The organism is Paenibacillus baekrokdamisoli (genome assembly GCF_003945345.1).
GTDB classification, from domain to species: Bacteria; Bacillota; Bacilli; order Paenibacillales; family Paenibacillaceae; genus Paenibacillus_Z; species Paenibacillus_Z baekrokdamisoli.
The window spans coordinates 3,376,479-3,399,775 of the sequence record NZ_AP019308.1 but is presented as its reverse complement, the minus strand read 5'-3'; the positions used below and the strand labels follow the sequence as shown (position 1 = coordinate 3,399,775).

The window sequence follows — 23,297 nt, the reverse complement described above, 5'->3', positions numbered from 1 at the left end:
GAATAGGAGATTACCTATGATTGAAGTCAGCAGTTTAACTAAAACCTATATGACTCATGAACGAGGGCATACGCTGCGAGAAATTGCGGCCAACTTAATTCGCAGACCTATGAAAGAGGTTACGGCAGTTAAGGATATTTCTTTTACGGTGGGACAAGGGGAGATGGTTGCCTTTCTTGGGCCCAATGGTGCAGGCAAATCCACTACGCTTAAAATGCTGACCGGCGTCCTGCATCCGACTTCCGGGGAAGTAAAGGCATTGGGACTAACGCCTTGGAAGCAGCGCAGTGAATATGTCCGGCGCATCGGCGCGGTATTTGGGCAGAAATCACAGCTGCTCTGGGACATTCCCCCGATTGATGCCTTCTATATGAATAAAGCGATTTATGGTGTGCCAGAGCAAGTGTATGCACAGAGACTAGATCATCTAACGACTTTATTGGAGGTTGGCGATGTCATGCGCAAGCCAACTCGCCAGTTGTCGCTTGGCGAACGGATGAAATGCGAATTTATTATGGCGATGCTGCATGGTCCGGAACTGGTTTTCCTGGATGAGCCTACAATCGGCCTCGATGTTATTGCCAAGGAAAATATTCGTCATTTTATTAAGGATATGAATCGCCAAGGCGTGACTTTTATTCTGACCACGCATGACCTCGATGATGTGGAATTGCTTGCGGACCGAATAATTGTAATCAACCATGGAGAAATCGTATTTGATGATGCGCTGCATGTACTAAGGAGCAGGGTAGGGGAGAAGAAGGCGATTCGAGTGACGACGGAAATTCCCCTTCCTGATGTGTCATTAGCTGGAATTGTGTTGTTAAAAAGGATTCACGAATCAGAAGCAGAGCTTGAAATTGACACTGATCTTTTGCCTCTGAAGCACTTTATCTCGCAGTTTAATGAAACCTACGGTATTCGCGATATGTCCATAGAACCGCTGCCGATTGAAGTTATTATGAAAGAGTTGTATGCAGGATAGGTAAAGACACTGGTTACTCAAGTTATTAGTGGTTTGGAGATCAGGAGACACCACAACACTCGGCTGCACACATGGCGCAGTGGTATTAGAGGACTACTGGTTTAAAGAAAAAGGTGGATTTGAAAAATTGCTAAATCGGCAACTTCCTATTGATAGAACTGTAACTAAACCGGAAAAATCATCCAAAATAGAAGAATATTATAGACTTGCCAAAAAATTTCTGAAAATCTTATTATGAAAATGGGAAGTGTATACAAATGTCAAAGAAAAAATATAAACTCGGGGATATTTTCTTAATAAATTTAGAAGAAGAATTATATGGAGTTGGACGTGTGTTAATAATTCTAGAAAATATTGTATTTGTCGAATTGTATAAGATGAAGCCTATTACTTCAAAAGAAGAGGTGAATTTTGCAGTAATAAACGATACAACCACTGTGTCTAAGATCTGGTGTGATAGTACTCCCCTAAAAAAGGGGAATTGGGAGATCATAGGAAATAATTTAGTGGAAGGAATCGTCGATATGCCATATTTCTGGCAAGAGGGGATGACGGGTGTCTATCATTTGGTAAAAGGTACTGCTAACGATTTCATGGGGATTATCACAGATAAAGTTTTAACTAGAGAAGAAACAAGGAAGTATGATTCAAACGGCCTTTGTAATCCATTATCTGTAAAAGAAATCTACCAGAGGAGACTCAAGCAATTGGATTTATTAACTTAAGTCACTAGCGTTGCATAAAAGTTTTTAGAATCTTCAAAAATTTCTGTGCTTTTCGCATTCAAGCATAAAAAAAATCCTTTACAATGGTTATGGTAGGTAATACCTGTCCATAATCCACTGAAAAGGATAGCTCATGGACAAGAATACTCTATTTTCATCATTTGGTAAATGGCTAGCGCCAATTTGTACGAAAACATTCACAGATCGTGTCAACGAAATCAATCAGGATAAGTACGTAAAAAAACTAACGACTCTTGCTTACTTCAAACTCTTTCTGCTTGCGGAGTTGAAAGGACGAGACGGACTTCGTGACATAGCAAATGATGTATTGTCCCTAGAAATTCAACGCGAGCTCAATCTTCCTTCCATTTCAGCAGCGCAATTAAGTCGAAAACATAATCAGGTCGATCCTGCATTACTTGAACAGGTATTCACCCGGTTGGTGAAGCAAATCCATTCACACGCTAATCCTCATCTCTCCCGTAACAAGCTCAAGATTATCGACTCCACGACGATTGTGCTTTGCTTGCAGAAATTTAAGTGGGAGCACTTTCGATCTACGAAGGCCGGAATCAAGTTGCACTCGCGTATTGCGTAATGGGATGACGATGATGTTTATCCAGATCAAGTAAAGGTTACACCCGCTAAGGTTAATGATCGGAATCTGTTAGAAGAACTAGCCGATGAAGAAGGGGTTACGTATGTGTTCGACCGAGGCTATGTCGATTATGCAGCCTACGACCGATTCTGCATGAATCAGATTTTCTTCGTTACGCGATTGAAAAATAACGCGGTTATTGAGCCACTCCTTACGTATGACCTGCCGCCCAATAGTACGGTTAGCTTGGATGAGAAAATCAGGGTTGGCACGCAACAGAAACGAATGAAACATCCGCTTCGTATGGTTCAAACGGTTGATTCCGAAGGCAATCTGCTGTTCTTGCTAACGAATCGGTTTGATCTGACGGCAGACGAGATTGGTGAAATGTATCGAAGTCGCTGGGCCATCGAAACGTTCTTCAAGTGGATGAAACAACACATTAAGATCAAGACATTCTACGGTACAAGCGAAAATGCTGTGATGAATCAGGTATGGATGGCACTTATTGATCGGCTGCCTTTTGGACAGCCCCAGCAACACAGCTCCTTCTCTATTTGTCATATATCCATCAAGAACTTTCTCCACCACTAAAACCTTCTTCATCTCTTCTCGTGTCAATGTCATTATCTCCTGTCCCATAGTGACATTATCTCAGAACAGTTATAGGGTGACATTATCACAGAAGAACAACATAAGACGATCTGGGCTTTCAAATGAATGCCGGATATGTTATCATAGGTCACAAGTTAATAGTGGGTTGGAGATCAGGAGACACCACAACACTCGGCTGCGCACATGGCGCAGCTTGAGATTGTTGTGGTTTTTTTGTTTTTTCTTATCGATTAGGAGGGAGAAGAAAACATGGAAAATCAATTATCTGCTGCACACCGGGTAGACAGGTTGAAAGAAATGGAACAAGAAATATGGGACGTGCTCGTTATCGGAGGCGGTATTACTGGGGCGGGTATTGCGCTTGACGCTCAATCACGGGGGATGCGGACGGCCCTCATTGAGATGCAGGACTTTGCCTCAGGCACATCGAGCCGATCGACCAAGCTCGTCCACGGTGGTCTTCGCTACTTGAAGCAATTTGAAGTGAAGATGGTCGCGGAAGTAGGCAAAGAGCGGGCAGTCGTTTACGAGAATGGACCGCATGTGACTACGCCTGAATGGATGCTGCTGCCGATCTATGAAGGAGGAACATTCGGCAAATTTACTGCATCAATCGGATTAGCCATATATGACTTTTTGGCAGGCGTAAAACATGGCGAGCGCCGAAAAATGCTAAGTATGGATGAAACGCTAGTCAAAGAGCCGCTCCTGAAACGCAAAGGTTTGAAGGGCGGAGGCTACTACGTTGAATACCGCACCGACGATGCCCGCTTAACCATAGAAGTCATAAAGAAAGCAGTCGAGGTTGGCGCCACTGTGGTTAATTACACGAAGGCGGATGAGCTTCTCTATGAGAATGGGAAGTTGGTCGGAGTCGTGGCAGGTGATCAAATAGGCGGCGGGACCTATACGATTAAGGCGCGAAAAATCGTCAATGCTACGGGGCCCTGGGTGGACATGCTTCGGGAAAAGGACAATTCTAAGAAGGGAAAAACGCTTCGGCTTACCAAAGGTATTCACCTTGTCTTTGATTCGGATCGCTTTCCGTTACATCAAGCCATATATTTCGATACGTCGGATGGCCGAATGATGTTTGCTATTCCACGCGAAGGCAAGACGTACGTCGGCACTACGGATACGGATTATGAAGCGGATACGGCACATCCGACGATGACAATTGCAGACCGCGATTATGTGCTTCGGGCGACGAACGAAATGTTCCCGGATTTGAAGTTGAGGGTGGATGACGTGGAATCGAGCTGGGCAGGAGTTCGTCCTCTCATCTACCAAGAAGATAAATCGCCTTCCGAAATTTCCAGAAAAGATGAAATATTCCACTCCGATTCCGGCATGTTCACAATAGCGGGTGGAAAGCTCACCGGTTATCGAAAAATGGCGGAAACGGTAACGGACCTGCTCTCACGTGAACTTGTTGATGAGGGGAAAGGGACATTTCGGTCTTGTACAACGAAATCCATCCCAATTTCCGGTGGAGATGTCGGAGGTTCTGGACGTTATCCGGAGTTCGTGAGGAATATGCGGGAACAGGGGGTTCTGCTCGGATTATCTGAAGCTTCCGCTGAGCGTTTAGTAAAGCGTTACGGCACGAATGTGTCACTCGTGTTCGAACTGCTGCCCAAACCAGACGAAAGGATAAATTGCGGAGAGCTTCCGCCTGATATTTACACATCGCTGCTTTATGCAATGAAGTTTGAAATGGCAGTCAAGCCGGTCGATTTTTTCATTCGAAGAACCGGTGCACTTTTCTTCGACATCGCATCCGTTCATGCTTGGAAAAGTGAAGTCATCCGCATCATGGCCGCTCAGCTCGGTTATTCCGCTGAGCAAATTGCAGCATATGAACTTGACCTTGAGCGACAACTAAAGGAAGCGATTCTCCCTACGACGGTCAATGAAGAGAACTAACCAAATCTTTCAGCGTCAAAAGCTATTGACACCGCTTTCATGGCGTGTTATAAATATCACAAGTTAATAATGTGATGGAGAACTGGAGATCCACATTAATTGCTATCCTTAGGGAGAGCAGTTTGATGTGGATTTTTTGTTGTGCTGGAAGGAGTGATGAGAGTATTGCTCTACGGAATAAAAGCAAGATCCGCAAGCAGGTAATGGAGAATGGATAGCAAATTATTAACAGGGGGTCGATCAGCGTTATGAAAAACTTTTTCTCTAGACCATTATCGATTATCGTATCATTGTTGATTGTTCTGATCAGCGGCCTAATCGCAAATAATGTTCAGACGGACAATGGGAACGTTAGCATCAAAGATGTCCGATTCGTTGGTGATAATGGCAATTTGCTAAGTGCACTGCTGTATACGCCTGCCAAGATGGATCCAACGAAGCCGCTGCCCGCAGTGCTTACCATGCATGGTTATATCAACTCACGTGAGGCTCAAACCGCTTTTGACATTGAGTTTGCAAGACGAGGTTACGTTGTGCTTTCCATGGACATGGAAGGTCATGGATATTCTGAGCAATCTCCCCTTGACCCTACAATGAGGGGCTCCTTGGCCGGTCTCAGCTACCTTCGCAACCTAGCTTTCGTTAATAAAGAGAAGATTGCACTTGAAGGTCATTCCATGGGTGGCTGGTCGATATTGGCCGCAGCTACAGCTAAGCCGGAATGGGTACACACGGTTATTCAGGAGGGTTCTTCTACGGAAACCTTCTACTCCGGAGAAGTAACCGCAAAAACGCCATTCAATTATGCAATCGTCTTCAGTAAATATGATGAGTTCGCACCTTTAATGTGGGAGGTGGCAAAGGCGCCTCAGATCGTTGGTACCGATAAGCTGAAGAAAGTATTCGGCGCTGCGGATTCTATCGTACCTGAGAAGCTATATGGCTCCTTCGATAATAAATCGGCTCGTATGCTCTATACCCCGAATGTCATACATCCTGGGGACCACTGGTCTAAGGCAGCGGTTGGCAATGCGATCGATTTCCTTCAACAATCTATGCCAGCGCCGGCGCCGATCGATCCAAGCTCGCAAGTATGGCGAACGAAGGAATATGGAACATTCGTAGCGATGATCGGAGCATTCCTCTTCTTATTCTCGGTAGCAGGTAATATGTTAAGAGCAGGGCTTTTCCAAGCTGCCGTAAGACCGAGACCGGATGGCAAGGGAATTACGGGATCAGGCTGGATTGTGGGAGCATTGATCTCGACAGCTATTCCCGCGGTTACCTTCTTCAAGTTCCAAGAATGGGGATCCAAATGGTTCCCGGCCGGAAGCTTCTGGGGCCAGTCAATTACGAACGGATTCGTGATTTGGGTCTTGTTCAATGCAGTTATTGCAGCGATCTTGATCGGTCTGTGGCATTTCTTCTTAAACCGCAAAGAAGGCGGAAGTACATTCCATTATGGCGTTTCTTATTCCGCAGCGAGGTTTGAAATTGATCTGCGAGGCTTGTGGGCATCCATTGTTCTCGCTGTTAGCTCGGTCGGATCCCTATACCTGCTAACCTTGTTAATCGATTCATGGTTCCATCTTGACTTCCGAATTTGGGTTATGGCGTTTAAAGTAATGAGCTGGGATCAATTTGTACTCATGTTGAAGTACACCGTTCCTTTCCTCTTGTTCTTCCTTGCGAACGGCTTACTGATTCATGGTCAGCTTCGCCTCAAAGAAGGTAGTTCCGAAACGGCTACTGCATGGAAATGGTTCGGGGCAAATGCCGCGATTAATACACTTGGAATCTTGGTATTAATCTTGATGCAGTATGTCACTCTCTTCTCAACAGGGGAATTGTTTTGGAAAACGCAAGCACTTCTCGGGATTGTCGCGTTCCAGTTTGTTCCGGTGAATATCGTCATCTCGCTCGTGTCCACTTACTTCTTCCGTAAGACAGGAACGATTTACGCGGGTGCGATCGCCAACACGCTATTAATTACCTGGTACATCGTAGCAGGTCAGGCTACGCAATATGCCGGTCAGGCTGTTTCTAATACTTCATCTATAGTTACGTTCCTGATTTGCGCGGTTGTTGCTGCAATTATCCTTCTCGTGAAGCGCACAAAAGCCTCTAAGGCCGATTCCAGTCTATCGGCATAACTCTAACTAGATTTTCATTCCTAGAAAAGGAGGAAACTCGTTAAGGGTTTCCTTTTCTTTGATAGGGTCAAAATCATAATCAGTGCTTACCATCACGAAGTACCCAGCGAAGCGGACGGAATCGTTCTGAAGAAGCGGCAGCGTTCGCCTTTGTCTCACGATTTCTACCCTTAAGGGATAGAATCAAGAAATAGGGAGACAACAGCGATCGTAAGAATGATCCGTCCGCATAGCGGAATAGAGAGAAGAATGATCCGTGCGCGTAGCGGAATAGAGAGACTGCAATCTTTTGGAGGGGGAAGGAATTTGGCGTTTCATAACCAACTGATTTTACCAGCCGCAAGGAAAATGAAAGACTTAGAGAACTTGATGACAACCTCCTATGAGTACATTGTGCTGCTGGATAGTCATATTAGCCAGATCAAGCCCATTCTAGATATCGCGAGAGGTTATGGTAAGAAAGTATTGCTGCACGCCGATCTGATCGAAGGACTCAAGAACGACGAGTATGCAGCAGAATATCTATGTCAGGTCATGAAGCCTGCAGGCTTGATCTCTACAAGAGCCAGTGTTATTTCGAAGACGAAGCAGAACGGGCTGTTGGCTATCCAGCGAATGTTTCTCTTAGATACGAATGCTCTGGAGAAGAGTCACGCGCTGTTAGAGCGCTCACGGCCGGATTATATCGAAGTATTGCCGGGAGTTATGCCGCATATCATAGCGGAAGTACATGAAAGAACGGGTATACCTATATTCGCGGGCGGATTGATCCGCTCCGTATCGGATGTTGAACAGGCTCTGTCGGCGGGAGCCACTGCGGTAACTACCTCCAAGGCGGAGCTCTGGAAGCATTACGAACAAAATCAATAGGGAGGCACGCATGTCCCAAACTTACATTCTATCCATTGATCAGGGAACAACGAGTTCCCGGGCCGTTGTATTTAATAAGCAGGGCGAGATTGTCTCCTCTGCCCAGCAGGAAATTAAGCAATATTATCCTCAACCGGGCTGGGTTGAGCATGATGCCTCAGAGATATGGGTTTCCGTACTTGGCGTAATGGCCTCTGCGTTATCCGCGAAGAATATCAGAGCGGATGAGATTGCAGCAATAGGAATTACGAATCAGCGAGAAACGACAGTAGTATGGGACCGAAATACGGGTATCCCTATTTATAACGCAATCGTATGGCAATCCAGGCAAACCGTAGATATTTGTGAGGCGCTCAAGAAAGAGGGGCATTCAGAAACTTTTCGGCAAAAGACGGGGTTGTTAATTGACGCTTATTTTTCAGGAACGAAGGTACAATGGCTGCTGGATCACGTAGACGGCGCTCGCAAGAGAGCAGAACAAGGCGATTTGCTGTTCGGTACGATCGATACTTGGCTCATCTGGAAGCTGACAGGTGGACGGGTGCATGTGACGGATTATACGAATGCTTCCCGAACCTTAATGTTCAATATCCATGAGCTGAAATGGGACGATGAACTGCTCCGAATTATAAACATTCCGAAGTCTATGCTGCCGGAGGTTCGTTCTTCCTCGGAGATATATGGTCATACGATCGAACATCATTTTTTTGGTCAAAGCATTCCCATTGCCGGCGCCGCTGGTGACCAACAAGCTGCCCTATTTGGTCAAGCTTGCTTCGAGCGCGGCTCTACTAAGAATACGTACGGTACCGGCTGCTTCATGCTAATGAATACCGGAGAACAAGCAATATTCTCGAAGCACGGACTTCTAACCACCATTACATGCGGCTCCAGGGAGCGGGTGGAATATGGGCTTGAGGGAAGTGTTTTTGTGGCCGGATCTGCGATCCAATGGCTGCGTGACGGTATGAGGATGATCAAAAAAGCCAGTGATAGTGAGAAATATGCCGAAAAAGTGGAGTCGACCAAAGGTGTCTATGTGGTGCCAGCATTCGTGGGACTTGGTACGCCTTACTGGAACAGTGACATGCGTGGTGCTGTCTTTGGGCTCACGAGAGGTACAAGTAAGGAGCATTTCATTCGTGCAGTGCTTGAATCCTTGGCTTACCAAACTAAGGATGTATTGAATGCGATGGAAGAGGATTCCGGCATTAAGCTGCAATCACTTCGAGTCGATGGAGGAGCGGTTATGAATGGTCTGCTCATGCAGTTCCAGAGTGATATCCTTGGCATTCCAGTGGAAAGACCGAATGTGAGCGAGACAACCGTGCTGGGTGCAGCTTATCTGGCTGGTTTGGCGGTCGAATATTGGAAGGACAGAGAAGAGATTAAAGATAATTGGCAAGTCAATAAAAGGTTTGAGCCAACTATGCTGCCGGAGAGAAGTGCATCCCTCTATAAAGGCTGGCAAAAAGCAGTTGCTGCGGCAATGGTCTTTACACAAGAGGATTGATGAGGGTACAATCTCTTCGACTGGAGCCCAAACAACAAAACCTGAAATTCCTTGATAACTAAGGAATTTCAGGTTTTTTCTTAGCGTCTGACTCGTTATTCGGATAAAAGCCTCCACTCCTCAGGTTCTATCAATTAGGGAAGTCAGTGCTTGCCATCCCGAAGTACCTAGCGAAGCGGACGGAATCATTCTGAAGAAGCGCAAGCGTTCGCCTTTGTCTCCTTATTTCTACCCCTAAGGGATAGAATCAAGAAATAGGGAGACAACAGCGATCGTAAGAATGATCCGTCTGCGTAGCGGGCTTCTACGCACATGAAGCACTTATTTTAGTGTTGAGCCAGAATTAAAGTTACGATTGAAAATACCAATTCAATTTGTGTCCGCTTACATTCAAAGCTTATAATCAGTATGAACCTAATCAAATGCTGGTTGAAACCAGCACATGAAGGGAATGGACAGGCATATGAGTACTTTGTATCATGTTCTCGGAGCCAAGCAATTCGATCGGGCTGTGCTCGATAAGCTTTTCATCTCAGCAAGAGAGATGGAGCACGTTGCCAAACATGCCGGTACAGATCGTTTTACTTCCAAAATTATGAGCACGTTGTTTTTTGAGGCCAGCACGCGTACTCGTTTTTCTTTCGAGTCAGCCATGCACCGTCTTGGTGGACGTGTGATAGGGACTGAGAATGCCAGTCAGTTCTCATCCACGATTAAAGGGGAAACCCTTGAGGATACGATACGAATTATTTCAGGCTATAGCGATCTTATCGTTCTACGTCATACGGAGATTGGATCTGCTAAACGAGCGGCTGCCGTATCAAGTGTTCCTGTTATTAATGCGGGCGATGGCTCTGGAGAGCATCCCACGCAGGCGCTGCTCGATTTGTACACCATTCAGAAGGAATTCGGCCGAATTGATGGGCTGCATATTGCCATGATTGGGGATTTAACCTACGGAAGAACGGTTCATTCACTTAGTTATCTGCTAGCTAACTATCAAAATGTTCATATCTATTTCATCGCACCTGATAATGTCGTCATTCCGGATTCGGTCAAGCAGTATTTGGATGATAAAGGGATCAAATATCAAGAAACGACGGATTTGGTAGAAGTGGCTAAAGTGGCAGATGTGTTCTACCAGACGCGTATACAGAAAGAGCGCTTCCCATCAGAAGAGGAATATAATAAGGCCGCAGGTAAATACATCATTGATCGTCATCTTCTTTCGTTTATGAAGAAGGAAGCGATGATCCTTCATCCGCTGCCCCGTGCGGGAGAGATTGCGATCGAAGTGGATCAAGATCCTCGTGCGGCATATTTCAGACAAGCCCAGAATGGATTGTACATTCGCATGGCGATTATCGAGAAATGCTTATCTGGTAAAGCTTGAGCTTGAAGCGATCCCATAATAAGTGAAGGGCTGTACCCGCTGTGATGAAAACCATCACGAGTGGATACAGCCCTCTGTCGTTTAAAGCTTGGTAAGAATGAACGGACCATCCTCAGTAATCGCAAGCGTATGCTCATATTGGGCGGAAAGCCTGCCGTCTATCGTTCTTGCGGTCCATCCGTCGGAGTCCAGCTTGCTCTTCCATTCGCCGGCATTAAGCATCGGTTCAATCGTTAATACCATGCCTTCCTTCAACCTGGGACCTCTTCCAGGGGGGCCGTAATGCGGAACCTGCGGTTCTTCGTGCATGATCGAGCCGATACCGTGACCGATAAATTCCCGAACGACGGAGAAGCCTTCTGCCTCCGCGTAGGTTTGAATGGCGTGGGAGATGTCACCGATCCGATTACCTATAACCGCTTGTGCAATTCCTTTATAAAGTGATTCCTCAGTAACGTTCAAGAGGCGCTGCGCTTCAGGAGCAACGGAGCCTACTGCATATGACCATGCGGAATCCGCAAGCCAGCCGTTCAAATTAACAACCATATCTATGGTTACGATATCGCCATCCTTAAGAGCGGTCTCAGATGGGAATCCGTGGCAGATCACATCATTGATGGATGCGCAGGTTGCGAAGCGGTAGCCGTTGTAGCCCTTCTGCTCGGGTGTTGCGCCATGCTCAAGCATGAATTTTTCTGCGAATTGATCAATTTCATTGGTCGATATTCCAGGCTTGATGAGCTTGGCTATTTCTTTATGGCAGGAAGCCAAAATAATACCGGCTTTGCGCATGTTATTAATTTCTTCTTTTGTCTTGATTATAATCATCTTGCACCTCGTCATCATTGAAATTTCAGCATGTGGTTATCTAACTATTATATATATTATAATCGGTTATAAACCACAGTGGTACTTATAAATTCATTTGGCTTTACGAGCATGGCAATGAAAGCGTGGTAATACGCTTTGCGTAATTGGAATCGCATCCATTTGAAGACAAAGAACGATAGAATATAGAAATAAGAGTGAAATAACGATATAATCTGGAGAGGGATTTCCCAATACATCAGATTAAGGAGTTTGATCATGGAAAAAGTACTTATTTTCGGTCATAAAAATCCGGACACGGACACAATTTGCTCAGCAGTTGCATATGCAGAACTTAAGAAAAGCCTAGGTGTTGACGCTGAAGCCGTTCGTCTTGGCGATGTTAGCGGCGAAACGCAATATGCGCTTAACCAATTCAAAGTAGAGGCACCGCGCCTTGTCGAAACAGTAGCCAATGAAGTGAACCAAGTAATTCTGGTTGATCATAATGAACGTCAGCAAAGCGCTAGCGATATCGATAAAGTTCGCGTGGTAGAAGTTATCGACCATCACCGTATTGCTAACTTTGAGACAAGCCACCCGCTTTACTACCGCTGCGAGCCTGTTGGCTGTACAGCAACGATTCTTAATAAAATGTACAAAGAAAACGGCGTAGCCATTCGTCCAGAAATTGCTGGCTTGATGCTTTCCGCAATTATTTCTGATTCCTTGCTGTTCAAGTCACCAACTTGTACACCTGAAGATGTTGCGGCAGCTCGTGAGCTGGCAGCAATTGCTGGTGTAGATGCGGATAGCTATGGTCTTGAGATGCTCAAAGCAGGAGCAGACCTGAGCGACAAAACAATCGCGCAGCTCATTTCCTTAGATGCAAAAGAATTCCAAATGGGCAGCTACAAAGTCGAAATCGCACAAGTGAATGCGGTGGACGTGAACGATGTTCTTAACCGTCAAGCAGAGGTTGAAGCTGCGCTGAACACGATTATCGCGGACAAAGGCTTGGATCTGTTCGTATTCGTCGTAACAGATATCTTGAATAACGACTCTGTTGCATTGGCTCTTGGTAAAGTGGCAAATGCGGTAGAGCAAGCTTATAACGTAACATTAGCTGATAACAAAGCCACTCTTAAAGGCGTTGTTTCACGTAAATCGCAGATCGTTCCTGTTCTTACAGAAACGTTGAATAAACTGTAAATTCAAGTATAGTCCTTCAAAGAGGCAGCTTCCAGTTATTTATGGAGGCTGCCTCTTTGTCTTTCGCTTACTTAGAGGTGGGCTTGCGGTCGGACACGCGATACATAAAGGGGTAACGCAAAAGGATAACGCGCAAAGGGTAACGCGTATCTTGGTTGTTTTCAAGAATCATGTTACAATCTCTGCAAAAGTGGTATTCAACAAAGGAGATGGATATCGATGAAAGCTGTTTATGCAGGGAGCTTTGACCCGATTACGCTTGGGCATGTGTCCGTTATTGAACGAGCCTTCAAGCTGTTTGACATCATTCACATAGTCGTCGCGAATAACCGTTCGAAGAAGCATTTATTCTCGTTAGAGCAGCGATCTAGCTTAGTCAGCCGATCGATTCCAGAGCAATTTGCCGAACGCATCGTTATTTCCCCTTTCGAGGGCATTGTTGCCGATTATATTAATGACAACGGGATCGGAGCCGTGATCCGGGGGATTCGTAACGCTACAGACCTAGAATATGAGCTTCAGTTAGAGCAATATATCCGCAATACGACTACTGCCGAAACGGTGTACCTTTCTCCCTATACGCAGCATATGCAGACGAACAGCTCGCTCGTCCGCATGTTTTTTCAATCCGGGAAGCATGAGCTGGCTAGTCACTATATGGCTGCAGATGCCTATAAATTGGCTTTACTCTATGAATTAGGTCAAGGTCAGGCAGATAAGAAGGAATTGGATTAACGCTGCGCATCCCGGTAAGCTGCCGGAGAGATGCCATGCTTCTGCCGGAATACGCGAAAGAAATAGGAATAGCTGCCGAATCCACAGGTTTCAGCGATATGCTCCAATGTCATTCGACTGAATTTGATTCGCTCTGCAGCCATAGATAGACGGACATTTTGGGTATACTGGATGATGGTCATCCCGTAGCATTCCTTGAACAAATGAACGGTCCGCGAGACGCTAAGTCCAACATGATCGGCAACCATTTGAATGGTAAAAGCCTCTCCGGCATGCTCATCGATAAAATTCTTCATACGGGTAGCGATGAAGGATTTGCCTTGAAGCACGGACTGGGTCTTAATAGCCCGATCAAGGCCTAGACAGAGGGAACGAAGTAAATAATCAGCTAGCTCCAGATCCTCCTCGAGAAATCGACGCTTCTCCAGAATGAGTGCTTGCCAGATGGATAGCCAGCGCTCATCAGCAACCACCTTTACTCGCTGCGGTCGATCCTTGCGGCTCCACCATTCATCCAGCCAAGGACCTCTGCACATGATGTAGTAGTCACCGCTAGAGATAGCTGTATCGGTAATGTCCTGACCGCTTTGTAAGTTCGTCATATTAAGTACGTAAGCATCACCTGGCTTGAACAATAATAAATCACCCGCATCAATGCGCTGCATGCGGCCATCAACAAGCGCTTCACAGGAGCCTTCTGTTTGGAAGCGGAATAAATAATTACTCATTCCTTCCGGAAATCCAGTTTGAAAAGGCTGGGAGTGATACGAATATCCGCAGTCCATCGTTTCTGTATACATAGCGGCTCCTTTTTTTTGTAGCAATATTGTACATGTCATTGCTATATTCTACATCTACTTATAGAAGCTTTTCCACTATAATAATAATCAGATTCGTCAACTATATTTTTTTTCATGAGAGGAAGATCCTATAATGAAAATTGGATTGCAATTGTACACGGTTCGCGACGATACCGCGAAGGACTTCACAGGCACGCTTCGTCAGGTTGCAGAGATGGGCTATGAGGGCGTTGAATTTGCTGGATACGGAGATGCTACTGCCGAGGAAATGCGCGATTTGCTGAATGAGCTTGGCCTTGAAGCATTCGGAAGCCATGTCAGCCTGCAGCGTCTTGAAGAGAATTTGGATGAAGAAATAGCCTATTTGAAAACAGTGGGCGCTCGTTATGTCGTCTGCCCTTATCTGACAGGGGAGCAATTAGCTGGTGGAGAAGCATTCTGGCTTGAGCTATTCAATAAATTTAATGGCATTGGTCAGCGTCTTCGTGAAGAAGGTCTAGTGCTCGCTTACCATAACCATGCTTTTGAATTCGAGAGAAAAATTAACGGTGAATTCGTATTTGATGCGATGTATAACGCTGTAGATTCAGAATTGCTTAAAGTTGAAATCGATTTGGGCTGGGTACAATACGCTGGACAAGACCCGCTTGCATATATTGCCAAATACGCAGGTCGTTTGCCGCTGCTTCACCTGAAGGATTTCCGTCAAGGCAAACCGGGCGAAGACATCGATACAGTTGAGCTTGGTCAAGGCGATTTGGCTCTTAATGATCTTATCGGCGCAGCTGAGAAAGCGCAAGTAGAATGGTTGATCGTAGAGCAGGACCGCTGCGCGAATCCACCACTAGCATCTGTTCGGACTAGCATCGAGTGGCTGAGAGCGAACGGACATAAAGCTTAATAACAACATGATAGAGGAGCGAGACAAGGATGAGTAAGATAAGAGTTGCGGTAGTCGGTTGTGGTTCAATCTCTAAATACCGTCATATTCCTGAATATGCGGCGAATGAGAATGTAGAGCTTGTTGCTTTCTGTGATCCTGTTGTAGAACGCGCACAGAAATATGCCGATGAATATGGGGCTAAGGCTTACACGAACTACGAGGATATGTTAAGTGAGCTGAAGCCGGATGCTGTCAGCGTCTGTACACCGAATTACCTGCATGCAGCTGTAGCCATTGCTGCTGCCAATGCAGGCGCGCATGTTCTTGTTGAGAAGCCAATGGCTTCAACAGACGAAGAAGCGGCAGCGATGATTGAAGCTGCTAGTAAGAATGGTGTTTACTTGATGGTCGGCCATAACCAACGCTTTATGCCGCCACATGTGAAGGCTAAAGAGATTTTGCAAAAAGGTGAGCTTGGTAAAGTGTTATCTTTCCGTACGTCCTTCGGACATCCAGGTCCTGAGAGTTGGAGTATTGATGGCCGAGAAAGCTGGTTCTTCCGTAAGGAAGAAGCCGTTATGGGCGCTATGGGTGATCTTGGTGTTCATAAGTCTGATCTGATTCGCTATCTGCTTGATGACGAGGTTGCGCAGGTATCGGCCTTTATTGATACCATTGATAAAAAAGGTACAGATGTGGATGATAATGCTGTTGTTCTTCTACGTATGAAGAGCGGAGCGATCGGTACGCTTGTAGCAAGCTGGACGTATTACAAAGGTGAAGACAACGGTACATTGATCTGGTGCCAGAACGGTCTAATCAAAATCGGAACACATCCTGAGGATCAAATCATCGTGGAGCTTCGCAATGGAACAGTAGAGCGCTATAATGTTGGTGCTATTGCTACGAATGATAAGCAAGAAACAAGCGGTGTCATTAATGCTTTCATCACAAGCATCGTTACGAATACACCACCTAGCATTACAGGAGAAGAAGGCCGCAAGTCGCTGGAAGTCATTCTTGCAGCGTTCGAGGCACAAGCGACAGGTAAAGTCATTAGCCTGTAAGCGATGATGCGAAACCATATAGCAGAAGAGCCCGGTTCCTTATGGAACCGGGCTCTTCTGCACGAGAAGAACTATTCGAAGAATAGAAAGTTGGTGGGTACGGGTCGCAATGCGCCATCAGAAGGATGGTTGACAACCTGTCCATTAAATACGAGCGAGGAGGAGCCGCCTCCATCGAGATTATAGCCATCAATCGCACCAAATCTGGAGAGCAGGATCTGCATTTCCTTCAGTGTTGCCCCTGAGCTGCCGCTTTCATTATGACCATCGATAACGAGAAACAAGAGCTGATTATCCTTGTAATTAGCTACTACTGTACGAGGTGCTCGGGTAGGACTGGATTGCCATTTGGTCGGAATGGTCTGCGGTACACCATTCTTCATCAGCACGGGTACAAAGGAAGCTCCGAACTTAGGACTCTGCTTATCCAGTTGACTCTTATCGTTGAATTTCCCGCCAATCAGTTTCCTGTCTTTGTTAAGTCCCACAAAGAAGAGATCCTTATAGGTAGGCTCGAAGCCGCTCAAATATTGCCCTTCCATAACAGTCGTACTAAGCGGGTAACGCTTGCCATCCTGATCAGCGAAGCCGCCGGCATTAATACCGGCGATGGCTTGGTATCGCTTGGCCGCGGCTAAAGTCGTCTCTGCACCGCCAAGCTTATCCTTACCAAGCACCATTTTCATGCCGCTGTCTGATTTCAATTTCACTTTCAGCGCATAGCCATTGAAATTCTGAGCATGAATGTTGAAGAGCTGCGCCGTTATTTTGTCGGATTGCACCGAACGTGCAGGAGATCCTATTGCCCTAGTAATTCGGCGATCATAGATAGCTCCAGGTCTATCTGCTTGCATGGAAGCTGTCTTCACAAGAACAGACATGCTTTGATTCGTAGCATGGTAGAGTGACACTGTTTTCTTGATAGCGGATGCCGTATGTAAGGCAGATTGTTTGGCTTGATCAAGCTGCTTCAGGAGAACAGATGTCTGGGCAGGGATAGCCGTAATCTCCGTTGTTTGCTTGGGAAAAGCTTCTTCAGGTAAAGATAAGGAAACATTTGCTGCAGCTAGCCAAATAACTAATCCGAGAAAAGGAGCCAAAGTCAGCAGAGCTAACCGATTAAGCTGTTTGACATTCAAGGTCATTTCAACACATCCAAACTTTTCTTTAATTCATCCAGCTGCTTCTTCACTTCGCTAATCTGGCTGTATAGTTTGTTGCTATTATCGGTCTTGCTGCTGGCATTATCCTTGGAGAACTCCAGCAGCTCATTAAGAGCATCGACCTTTCCTTGAACCTTGCCGATTTCACTTGTGAAATTGGTCTCCAATTGTTTGATCTGAGTCTCGTAATTGGTTTGAAGAATGGCGATTTGCTGAGCGGTCTGCTTGCTGATCTGAGTGGCAAGCTGTTCTTTCATTTTCCCTGTATACCAGATAGTGCCAAGCACCCCGGCTGCAATTAAGATAATCCATATGGAAAGGAATAAGGAAATGGATGGTTTGGATTTACGGGGCTGGCGTTCATACCCGCTAGGTGTCGACGACTCGATCGTGGTGGCATTCATAGTTAATCAATCTCCTCTTGAATTACTATTGGTAGAGACGTAGGCTCCACCTGTAAATGTTGCAGCCCTATGAAAATAGGAATCTACATTCTACCATAAAAAAGGGAGTGAAGGGAGGGCAAAGGGGGAGTGAGGGGAGAATTTACCGAAAAAAAACGATCATGTCGGATGACAAGAACATTGTCCGATTCCAAACTTAGTGTCTCTCCTCCAATTGTATCGGTGCTTTCAAAACTGTTATAGTGTTTAGAGAGCTATTTGAATTATAATTTTTATGGGACTCAAAATGAAAGAGGGAGAAAAATTGGCACAATCATCCGTTGAAAAACAGTTTACAGATACGTTAAAATCCGTTGCGCGAAATTTAGAAATTAAGAAGTACATTCAACAATCCAACGAGCTTTATCCGATTTTTGAGCGTGCGTCTAAACGATTTGTAACAGGCGATTCAAGAGAAGACGGCTTATCGGTAGGGAATCAACTAATACAGAAGGGATACCGTATTTCTCTTGAATATATAGGGGAGAACACCACCAGTAAGGACGAGTGTATTCAAGCCAAAGATGAGTTTATAACTTTGATGAAAGAATGTGCAAAGCAAGGATTAAGTTCTCGCATTTCTCTTGATCTATCCCATATTGGCTTATCTATTGACCCTCAGCTTGCCTATCAATACTTAGTAGAAATTGCTAAAGAAGCACAATCCGACGATCTGTCTATTATGATTAGCATGGAGGAATCGACTAAAACGGATCAAATACTGTCTATTTACAAAAGGGTCGTTGTAGATTATTCCAATGTAGGGATTACACTTCAAGCCCAATTACAACGTACTCTTAATGATATCAACGATCTACTAAACTACGCTGGTACAATTCGTATCGTTAAAGGTGCATACCAAGAGCCGCCAGATATTTGTATTCCTCGTTCACAAAATTTAAATGAGCGTTACCTTGAATTGGTAGATTTGTGCGTGAAAGCAGGGAAACAAGTTTCAATCGCTTCTCATGATGAAGTCATGTACCAACAAATCATCGAACGAGGTTATTTGCAAAACCCGAATGTAGAAGCCGAGATGCTATATGGAATCCATCCCGATCTGTGTAAACAACTTAAAGATGACGGGCTACCCGTTCGGGTTTATCTAACCTATGGTACTGAGTGGTACTTATACCTTTGCCATAGAATCGCCGAATATCCTCCAAACATTTATGTTGCTATTACGGACATGATTCGTGGTGTGGAAGACTCCTCTCAACTTTACTAAACCGCTAAGACTAAAACGATGAGCCATCATCCTATCACTTCTTACCCCAAAGACCACTTGAAGTGGTCTCTTTTATTGTCTGCTTATCGCACTGAAATGCCTGTGAGCTCAATAAAAAGAAGGAGCAACTGCCGCGGCGAAATCTGCTCCTTCTTTATTCAACTATCGTTCCCCGTTAGCCATACATGCTGCTGATGCAGCACCACAGATTATGGAATGAGTTTCATTCTTCCATTGACTCAGCATCAGCACGTACTTTCTTTCGCACTCCACTACGATTAAAGAATGGGTTATCGGAGCATCGAGAGAACTGTAAATAAGCTAATCCATGCGATAAATTCTAGGATAATTCACGGTGAGCCTTATCATAAGTGAAGGCAACGTTTTTTTTGAAAAATTTGAATTACTTATAGTAAAGGGGAATAGTAAAATGGTAGTATTTTTTTAAGGGATGACGAAAATTGGTGAAAAAGGTGTTCTATGCTTCGAAAGTGAATGTACACGCACATATTTTTGCATTGGATCTTGACGATATAATAAATAAGCATATTCCGAGAGTTCTCAATGAAGCCCCAAGCTTAAAAACAGGTTCCTTTAACTGAAAAATTATAGATATAAAGCAATTCTCCTGCAAGGCTTTCTTCATTTGCAGGTGCGGACAGCTAGGTTAAGCTGAACCGTACCGCAAGTGACGCAGAATTTCTCTAATTGCATGGCTTGTCATTGACTTAAATCAAGGTAGCGTAAATTTCCAATTTAATGTGATTGTTTTCATCAGATAAAAACATTACAATGGGATTCATCAGAAATGTACTGGAAAATGCTTGCAAATAATTAAAATACGGACCTGCTTTATCATTGTTGGTTTTTTCAGCTTGTTCAAAATAACATTCTAGAGTAGCAGAGAGGAAGAGGAGCTGAAGTGAAAAATAAAGAATTGAAGAGGGGCCTCGAAGCGCGTCATATTCAAATGATTGCTTTGGGCGGCACAATCGGCGTAGGGTTATTTATGGGTTCTGCAAGCACGATAAAATGGACAGGTCCATCAGTTATGCTTGCGTATGCACTTGTAGGGATTTTTATATTTTTCATCATGCGTGCAATGGGGGAAATGCAGTACGTAGAACCGAGCACGGGGTCCTTTGCGACCTTTGGCTATAAGTACATTCATCCTTTGGCAGGTTACACGACGGCTTGGAGCAACTGGTTCCAGTGGGTCGTTGTCGGGATGGCGGAAATCATTGCGGTTGGGACATATATGAAGTATTGGTTTCCGGATTTACCCGCGTGGATACCAGGTATTATCGCAATGGTGATTCTCGGTGCAGCGAACCTATTCTCTGTTAAATCATTCGGTGAATTTGAGTTTTGGTTTTCCATGATTAAAGTCGTAACCATCGTATTGATGATTGTTGCAGGGATTGGTCTAATTTTCTTTGGGATTGGCAACGGTGGAAACGCAATCGGGTTATCTAACCTATGGGAGCATGGGGGCTTTTTTACCGGTGGATGGTCAGGCTTTTTCTTTGCTCTCTCGCTGGTAATTGGGGCTTATCAAGGTGTGGAACTTATCGGGATTACTGCGGGCGAGGCAAAAAACCCACAAAAAACGTTAATGAGTGCGACTCAAAGTATTATTTGGCGTATTTTAATTTTCTATATTGGCGCGATTTTTGTGATCGTAACTGTTTACCCTTGGGATCAATTGCATGCAATCGGCAGCCCGTTCGTGGCAACATTTGCGAAAATCGGGATTACAGCAGCGGCAGGGATCATCAACTTTGTCGTCATCACGTCAGCTATGTCAGGTTGTAATAGTGGGATTTATAGCGCAGGGCGCATGCTTTATACATTAGGAGTAAATGGACAGGCACCGAAAATATTTACGAAGCTATCCCATAACGGCGTGCCCCTGCTGGGAACGATTGGCGTACTCGTGGGATTGGGCATTGGTGTGATCTTAAGCTACATTGCACCGGAAAATCTGTTTGTGTATGTGTACAGCGCCAGCGTACTTCCCGGTATGGTGCCGTGGTTTGTTATTCTGATCAGTCAAATGAAATTCAGAAAAGTAAAGGGAGCTGAATTGGATAATCATCCGTTCAAAATGCCTTTCGCACCAGTGACAAACTATGTAACCATTGCTTTTTTACTTATGGTATTGGTCAGTATGTGGATTAATGATGATACACGCGTCTCTCTTATTGCCGGAATTGTTTTCATAGGTATCGTTGTACTTAGTTACTACGCTTTCGGAGTTGGCAAGTCTGTTCAGGTGAGTGCTCAAACGGATGGTGGAACTAAGGAAAGATTGATTGGTAAAAAGTAAAAGCAATATCCATTAATCCAGAAATGGTTAGCGAAGAGAGGGGACAGCCACCCCTCTTTTTTTGTGCTCCTACGTTGCCGAAGCCTCAAACGAGGTGGACCGTATCGCAAGTAGGGCAAGTTTTTTGGAGAAAAGCTCGCAGCAGGCTTGGAAGGGCGCTTTGCCGGACATGGGTTCAGGAAGGGGCACGCTTGTCGTTGAAGATTATAATCTCCTGCTCGCAGATGTCACACAAAGCATCCCTGATGTGCCGGTTCACGCGATCTGCAGTCATACAGGCCTGGGGCTGAACGAACTCGCTCCCTACTTGATGCCTGGTAAAACAGTCGTCTTTCTCGGCATGTCCGGCGTCGGTAAATCATCTCTACTCAATGCGTTGATAGAACAGGACGTAATGAAGGTTCAGGCGATCCGGGAGGTCGACAGCCGGGGGCGGCATACGACAACGCACCGTCAGCTGTTCATGCTCCCCTCCGGTACGATGGTCATCGATACGCCGGGTATGCGTGAGCTTGGGCTTTTTGATGCCGACGAAGGCATACGCGCAAGCTTTACCGATGTGGAGGAATGGTTCCCGCAATGCCGATTTACGGATTGCCGCCATCAGGCCGAGCCGGGCTGTGCCGTTCTCGCCGTGCTTGCCGACGGTTCGTTGCCGCGTGAACGGTGGGAGCATTATGTTGCCCAGCAGCATGAGAACAAGTATGTCCAGGATAAAACGAGCTACCTCATCGACAAGAGGGCTCGAAACAAAACGATCGCCATGTGGAGCAAGCAAACGAAGAAAAACGGAGGATGGAAGAAATGAATATTAAATTCGAAACGCTGATCTATGCCTTAAGCCGACGGTTCAAGAAGGATATCATCTCGGCCGACTGCCAAACCATGCCGTTACAGGGCGGAACTGTGGGAAATGTGTACCTGGTAACGGGGATCGCCGAAACTGCGGATGGCGAAAAAATGCCGTACCGTATCGTGCTGAAAATCCAGAAGAAATGGGAGCGTTACGGCGATCCGGGTTCATGGCGCCGAGAATATGATCTCTATGCGTCTGACTTTGGAGCGACGTTCTCGGATGCCTTCCGCTGGCCGACATGTTATCATGCCGAGATCAATGCCGAAGAAAATGAATTCCAGCTGTGGCTGGAATATATCGATGGCGTAACCGGTTTAGACTTGACCGGTAACATGTATGAACAGGCTGCACTGGAGTTAGGACGTTATCAAGGCAAGCTGTATGCGGAGCAGCCCGCTGTGCTGCAGAGCCTGACCAACCTGAGCCATGCGGATCTCATGAAGAATACGTATCTGCATTACCGGTCATGGCCGGTCGTCTACGATTATATACGCTCGGATGACTGCGAATTCCTGCAGCACGTGCGGCAAATGCTCATCGACATCGATGAGCACGCAGACGAGATACTCTCCCGCATCGAAAAATTGCCCCTCGTGCTATGCCACCGGGACTTCTGGGTGACCAACCTGATCTATGCCGATGGGAAAATCGCGCTCATCGACTGGGATACATCCGGATGGGGCTACTTGGGCGAGGATCTCGCAAGCCTGATTGCGGATGAAGCGGATATCGATCACATGGTCGAATACTACCAGCGATGTGTCCCCGCGTATTACAAAGGCTTTTCGGAGTATGCGGATGTATCCCCTATCGCCGATCATTGCGTCTACGAGCTGATCCTTCTCGTATTCGGGTACAGGCTTGTGGAGTGGTATCTCCATACAGAGGACGATGACGAGAAGACTAAGCTTGTCCACACGCTTCAAAAAATCTATGAAATGAAGACCAGCCCCGCACAGGGTAGACTCTAAAAAAGAAACTCCGAAAACCCGAAAA

At 45.6% G+C, this 23,297-nt stretch carries 22 protein-coding genes and 1 pseudogene; 18 read left to right on the top strand and 5 right to left on the bottom strand.

Annotation, left to right across the window (positions count from 1 at the left end):
* Positions 1–16: 16 nt before the first annotated feature.
* From EKN16_RS15320 to EKN16_RS15290, 7 genes and pseudogenes are all read left to right on the top strand, one after another.
* Entirely contained in the window at positions 17–985 is a 969-nt protein-coding gene (locus tag EKN16_RS15320) for an ABC transporter ATP-binding protein (RefSeq protein ID WP_125658771.1), read from the top strand.
* A gap of 28 nt (positions 986–1,013) precedes the next feature.
* On the top strand, positions 1,014–1,223 hold the full coding sequence (locus EKN16_RS33045; protein WP_125658768.1) for a hypothetical protein: 210 nt from the start codon (positions 1,014–1,016) through the stop codon (positions 1,221–1,223).
* A gap of 19 nt (positions 1,224–1,242) precedes the next feature.
* Positions 1,243–1,710, top strand: a complete 468-nt coding sequence (locus EKN16_RS15310) for an Imm26 family immunity protein (RefSeq protein ID WP_125658765.1) — start codon at positions 1,243–1,245, stop codon at positions 1,708–1,710.
* 133 nt (positions 1,711–1,843) lie between these two features.
* On the top strand, positions 1,844–2,308 hold the full coding sequence (locus EKN16_RS15305) for a DUF4372 domain-containing protein (RefSeq protein WP_125658762.1): 465 nt from the start codon (positions 1,844–1,846) through the stop codon (positions 2,306–2,308).
* Positions 2,309–2,374: 66 nt separating this feature from the next.
* Positions 2,375–2,758: pseudogene (locus tag EKN16_RS15300) on the top strand (transposase); the annotation flags it as partial.
* Between the two features lie 414 nt (positions 2,759–3,172).
* A complete protein-coding gene (locus tag EKN16_RS15295) occupies positions 3,173–4,849 on the top strand; it encodes a glycerol-3-phosphate dehydrogenase/oxidase (RefSeq protein WP_125658759.1) in 1,677 nt (558 codons plus the stop codon).
* Positions 4,850–5,097: 248 nt separating this feature from the next.
* A complete protein-coding gene (locus EKN16_RS15290; RefSeq protein ID WP_125658756.1) occupies positions 5,098–7,002 on the top strand; it encodes an alpha/beta hydrolase family protein in 1,905 nt (634 codons plus the stop codon).
* Between the two features lie 6 nt (positions 7,003–7,008).
* Here the strand turns inward: EKN16_RS15290 and EKN16_RS32245 are convergent, their stop codons facing one another.
* The gene (locus tag EKN16_RS32245; RefSeq protein WP_164522805.1) at positions 7,009–7,161 is read right to left on the bottom strand and encodes a hypothetical protein; all 153 of its coding nucleotides are present in this window, start codon (positions 7,159–7,161) and stop codon (positions 7,009–7,011) included.
* Between the two features lie 147 nt (positions 7,162–7,308).
* Between EKN16_RS32245 and EKN16_RS15285 the strand changes: the two genes are divergently transcribed.
* From EKN16_RS15285 to pyrB, 3 genes are all read left to right on the top strand, one after another.
* On the top strand, positions 7,309–7,872 hold the full coding sequence (locus tag EKN16_RS15285; RefSeq protein ID WP_125658753.1) for a glycerol-3-phosphate responsive antiterminator: 564 nt from the start codon (positions 7,309–7,311) through the stop codon (positions 7,870–7,872).
* Positions 7,873–7,882: 10 nt separating this feature from the next.
* The gene (gene glpK / locus EKN16_RS15280) at positions 7,883–9,385 is read left to right on the top strand and encodes a glycerol kinase GlpK (RefSeq protein WP_125658750.1); all 1,503 of its coding nucleotides are present in this window, start codon (positions 7,883–7,885) and stop codon (positions 9,383–9,385) included.
* Positions 9,386–9,848: 463 nt separating this feature from the next.
* Complete coding sequence (gene pyrB, locus EKN16_RS15275; protein ID WP_125658747.1) at positions 9,849–10,778, top strand: aspartate carbamoyltransferase; 930 nt, start codon at positions 9,849–9,851, stop codon at positions 10,776–10,778.
* An 81-nt stretch (positions 10,779–10,859) separates the two neighbouring features.
* Here the strand turns inward: pyrB and map are convergent, their stop codons facing one another.
* Positions 10,860–11,606 (bottom strand): type I methionyl aminopeptidase, encoded by a 747-nt coding sequence (gene map, locus EKN16_RS15270; RefSeq protein WP_125658744.1) that lies wholly within the window; start codon positions 11,604–11,606, stop codon positions 10,860–10,862.
* A gap of 258 nt (positions 11,607–11,864) precedes the next feature.
* Between map and EKN16_RS15265 the strand changes: the two genes are divergently transcribed.
* Positions 11,865–12,797 carry a manganese-dependent inorganic pyrophosphatase gene (locus EKN16_RS15265; RefSeq protein WP_125658741.1) on the top strand — a complete coding sequence of 311 codons (933 nt, stop codon included), beginning with the start codon at positions 11,865–11,867 and terminating at the stop codon, positions 12,795–12,797.
* A gap of 219 nt (positions 12,798–13,016) precedes the next feature.
* On the top strand, positions 13,017–13,532 hold the full coding sequence (gene coaD, locus EKN16_RS15260) for a pantetheine-phosphate adenylyltransferase (RefSeq protein ID WP_125658738.1): 516 nt from the start codon (positions 13,017–13,019) through the stop codon (positions 13,530–13,532).
* Here coaD and EKN16_RS15255 read toward each other — a convergent pair.
* Positions 13,529–14,332, bottom strand: a complete 804-nt coding sequence (locus tag EKN16_RS15255) for a helix-turn-helix domain-containing protein (RefSeq protein WP_125666306.1) — start codon at positions 14,330–14,332, stop codon at positions 13,529–13,531. The genes coaD and EKN16_RS15255 overlap by 4 nt on opposite strands.
* A gap of 133 nt (positions 14,333–14,465) precedes the next feature.
* On the opposite strand from EKN16_RS15255, the gene EKN16_RS15250 reads away from it, so the two are divergent.
* Both EKN16_RS15250 and EKN16_RS15245 read left to right on the top strand, forming a co-directional pair.
* Entirely contained in the window at positions 14,466–15,233 is a 768-nt protein-coding gene (locus EKN16_RS15250; RefSeq protein ID WP_125658735.1) for a sugar phosphate isomerase/epimerase family protein, read from the top strand.
* A gap of 29 nt (positions 15,234–15,262) precedes the next feature.
* Positions 15,263–16,282 (top strand): Gfo/Idh/MocA family protein, encoded by a 1,020-nt coding sequence (locus EKN16_RS15245; protein ID WP_125658732.1) that lies wholly within the window; start codon positions 15,263–15,265, stop codon positions 16,280–16,282.
* Positions 16,283–16,353: 71 nt separating this feature from the next.
* Here the strand turns inward: EKN16_RS15245 and EKN16_RS15240 are convergent, their stop codons facing one another.
* Together EKN16_RS15240 and EKN16_RS15235 are read right to left on the bottom strand one after the other, a co-directional pair.
* Positions 16,354–17,427, bottom strand: coding sequence for a phosphodiester glycosidase family protein (locus EKN16_RS15240; RefSeq protein WP_125658729.1), 1,074 nt, complete (start codon positions 17,425–17,427; stop codon positions 16,354–16,356).
* Positions 17,424–17,849, bottom strand: coding sequence for a hypothetical protein (locus EKN16_RS15235; RefSeq protein WP_125658726.1), 426 nt, complete (start codon positions 17,847–17,849; stop codon positions 17,424–17,426). Before EKN16_RS15235 ends, EKN16_RS15240 begins: the two co-directional genes overlap by 4 nt.
* A 286-nt stretch (positions 17,850–18,135) precedes the next feature.
* Between EKN16_RS15235 and EKN16_RS15230 the strand changes: the two genes are divergently transcribed.
* The 4 genes from EKN16_RS15230 to EKN16_RS15215 all read left to right on the top strand — a co-directional run bounded on the left by EKN16_RS15230 (position 18,136) and on the right by EKN16_RS15215 (position 23,272).
* Entirely contained in the window at positions 18,136–19,116 is a 981-nt protein-coding gene (locus tag EKN16_RS15230; RefSeq protein ID WP_125658723.1) for a proline dehydrogenase family protein, read from the top strand.
* A 922-nt stretch (positions 19,117–20,038) separates the two neighbouring features.
* Complete coding sequence (locus EKN16_RS15225) at positions 20,039–21,445, top strand: amino acid permease (protein ID WP_125658720.1); 1,407 nt, start codon at positions 20,039–20,041, stop codon at positions 21,443–21,445.
* Between the two features lie 169 nt (positions 21,446–21,614).
* Positions 21,615–22,253, top strand: coding sequence for a ribosome small subunit-dependent GTPase A (rsgA, locus tag EKN16_RS15220; RefSeq protein WP_232016445.1), 639 nt, complete (start codon positions 21,615–21,617; stop codon positions 22,251–22,253).
* A complete protein-coding gene (locus EKN16_RS15215) occupies positions 22,250–23,272 on the top strand; it encodes an aminoglycoside phosphotransferase family protein (protein ID WP_125658717.1) in 1,023 nt (340 codons plus the stop codon). The genes rsgA and EKN16_RS15215 overlap by 4 nt, the downstream gene beginning before the upstream one ends.
* The last annotated feature ends 25 nt before the right edge of the window (positions 23,273–23,297 follow it).

Excerpts from the sequence above, each read along its gene's own strand:
- EKN16_RS15320 (WP_125658771.1), top strand. The coding sequence starts at position 17 with ATGATTGAAGTCAGCAGTTTAACTAAAACCTATATGACTCATGAACGA.
- EKN16_RS15310 (WP_125658765.1), top strand. The coding sequence starts at position 1,243 with ATGTCAAAGAAAAAATATAAACTCGGGGATATTTTCTTAATAAATTTA.
- EKN16_RS15305 (WP_125658762.1), top strand. The coding sequence starts at position 1,844 with ATGGACAAGAATACTCTATTTTCATCATTTGGTAAATGGCTAGCGCCA.
- EKN16_RS15295 (WP_125658759.1), top strand. The coding sequence starts at position 3,173 with ATGGAAAATCAATTATCTGCTGCACACCGGGTAGACAGGTTGAAAGAA.
- EKN16_RS15290 (WP_125658756.1), top strand. The coding sequence starts at position 5,098 with ATGAAAAACTTTTTCTCTAGACCATTATCGATTATCGTATCATTGTTG.
- glpK (WP_125658750.1), top strand. The coding sequence starts at position 7,883 with ATGTCCCAAACTTACATTCTATCCATTGATCAGGGAACAACGAGTTCC.
- pyrB (WP_125658747.1), top strand. The coding sequence starts at position 9,849 with ATGAGTACTTTGTATCATGTTCTCGGAGCCAAGCAATTCGATCGGGCT.
- map (WP_125658744.1), bottom strand. The coding sequence starts at position 11,606 with ATGATTATAATCAAGACAAAAGAAGAAATTAATAACATGCGCAAAGCC.
- EKN16_RS15265 (WP_125658741.1), top strand. The coding sequence starts at position 11,865 with ATGGAAAAAGTACTTATTTTCGGTCATAAAAATCCGGACACGGACACA.
- coaD (WP_125658738.1), top strand. The coding sequence starts at position 13,017 with ATGAAAGCTGTTTATGCAGGGAGCTTTGACCCGATTACGCTTGGGCAT.
- EKN16_RS15255 (WP_125666306.1), bottom strand. The coding sequence starts at position 14,332 with ATGTATACAGAAACGATGGACTGCGGATATTCGTATCACTCCCAGCCT.
- EKN16_RS15250 (WP_125658735.1), top strand. The coding sequence starts at position 14,466 with ATGAAAATTGGATTGCAATTGTACACGGTTCGCGACGATACCGCGAAG.
- EKN16_RS15245 (WP_125658732.1), top strand. The coding sequence starts at position 15,263 with ATGAGTAAGATAAGAGTTGCGGTAGTCGGTTGTGGTTCAATCTCTAAA.
- EKN16_RS15240 (WP_125658729.1), bottom strand. The coding sequence starts at position 17,427 with ATGACCTTGAATGTCAAACAGCTTAATCGGTTAGCTCTGCTGACTTTG.
- EKN16_RS15235 (WP_125658726.1), bottom strand. The coding sequence starts at position 17,849 with ATGAATGCCACCACGATCGAGTCGTCGACACCTAGCGGGTATGAACGC.
- EKN16_RS15230 (WP_125658723.1), top strand. The coding sequence starts at position 18,136 with ATGAAAGAGGGAGAAAAATTGGCACAATCATCCGTTGAAAAACAGTTT.
- rsgA (WP_232016445.1), top strand. The coding sequence starts at position 21,615 with ATGGGTTCAGGAAGGGGCACGCTTGTCGTTGAAGATTATAATCTCCTG.
- EKN16_RS15215 (WP_125658717.1), top strand. The coding sequence starts at position 22,250 with ATGAATATTAAATTCGAAACGCTGATCTATGCCTTAAGCCGACGGTTC.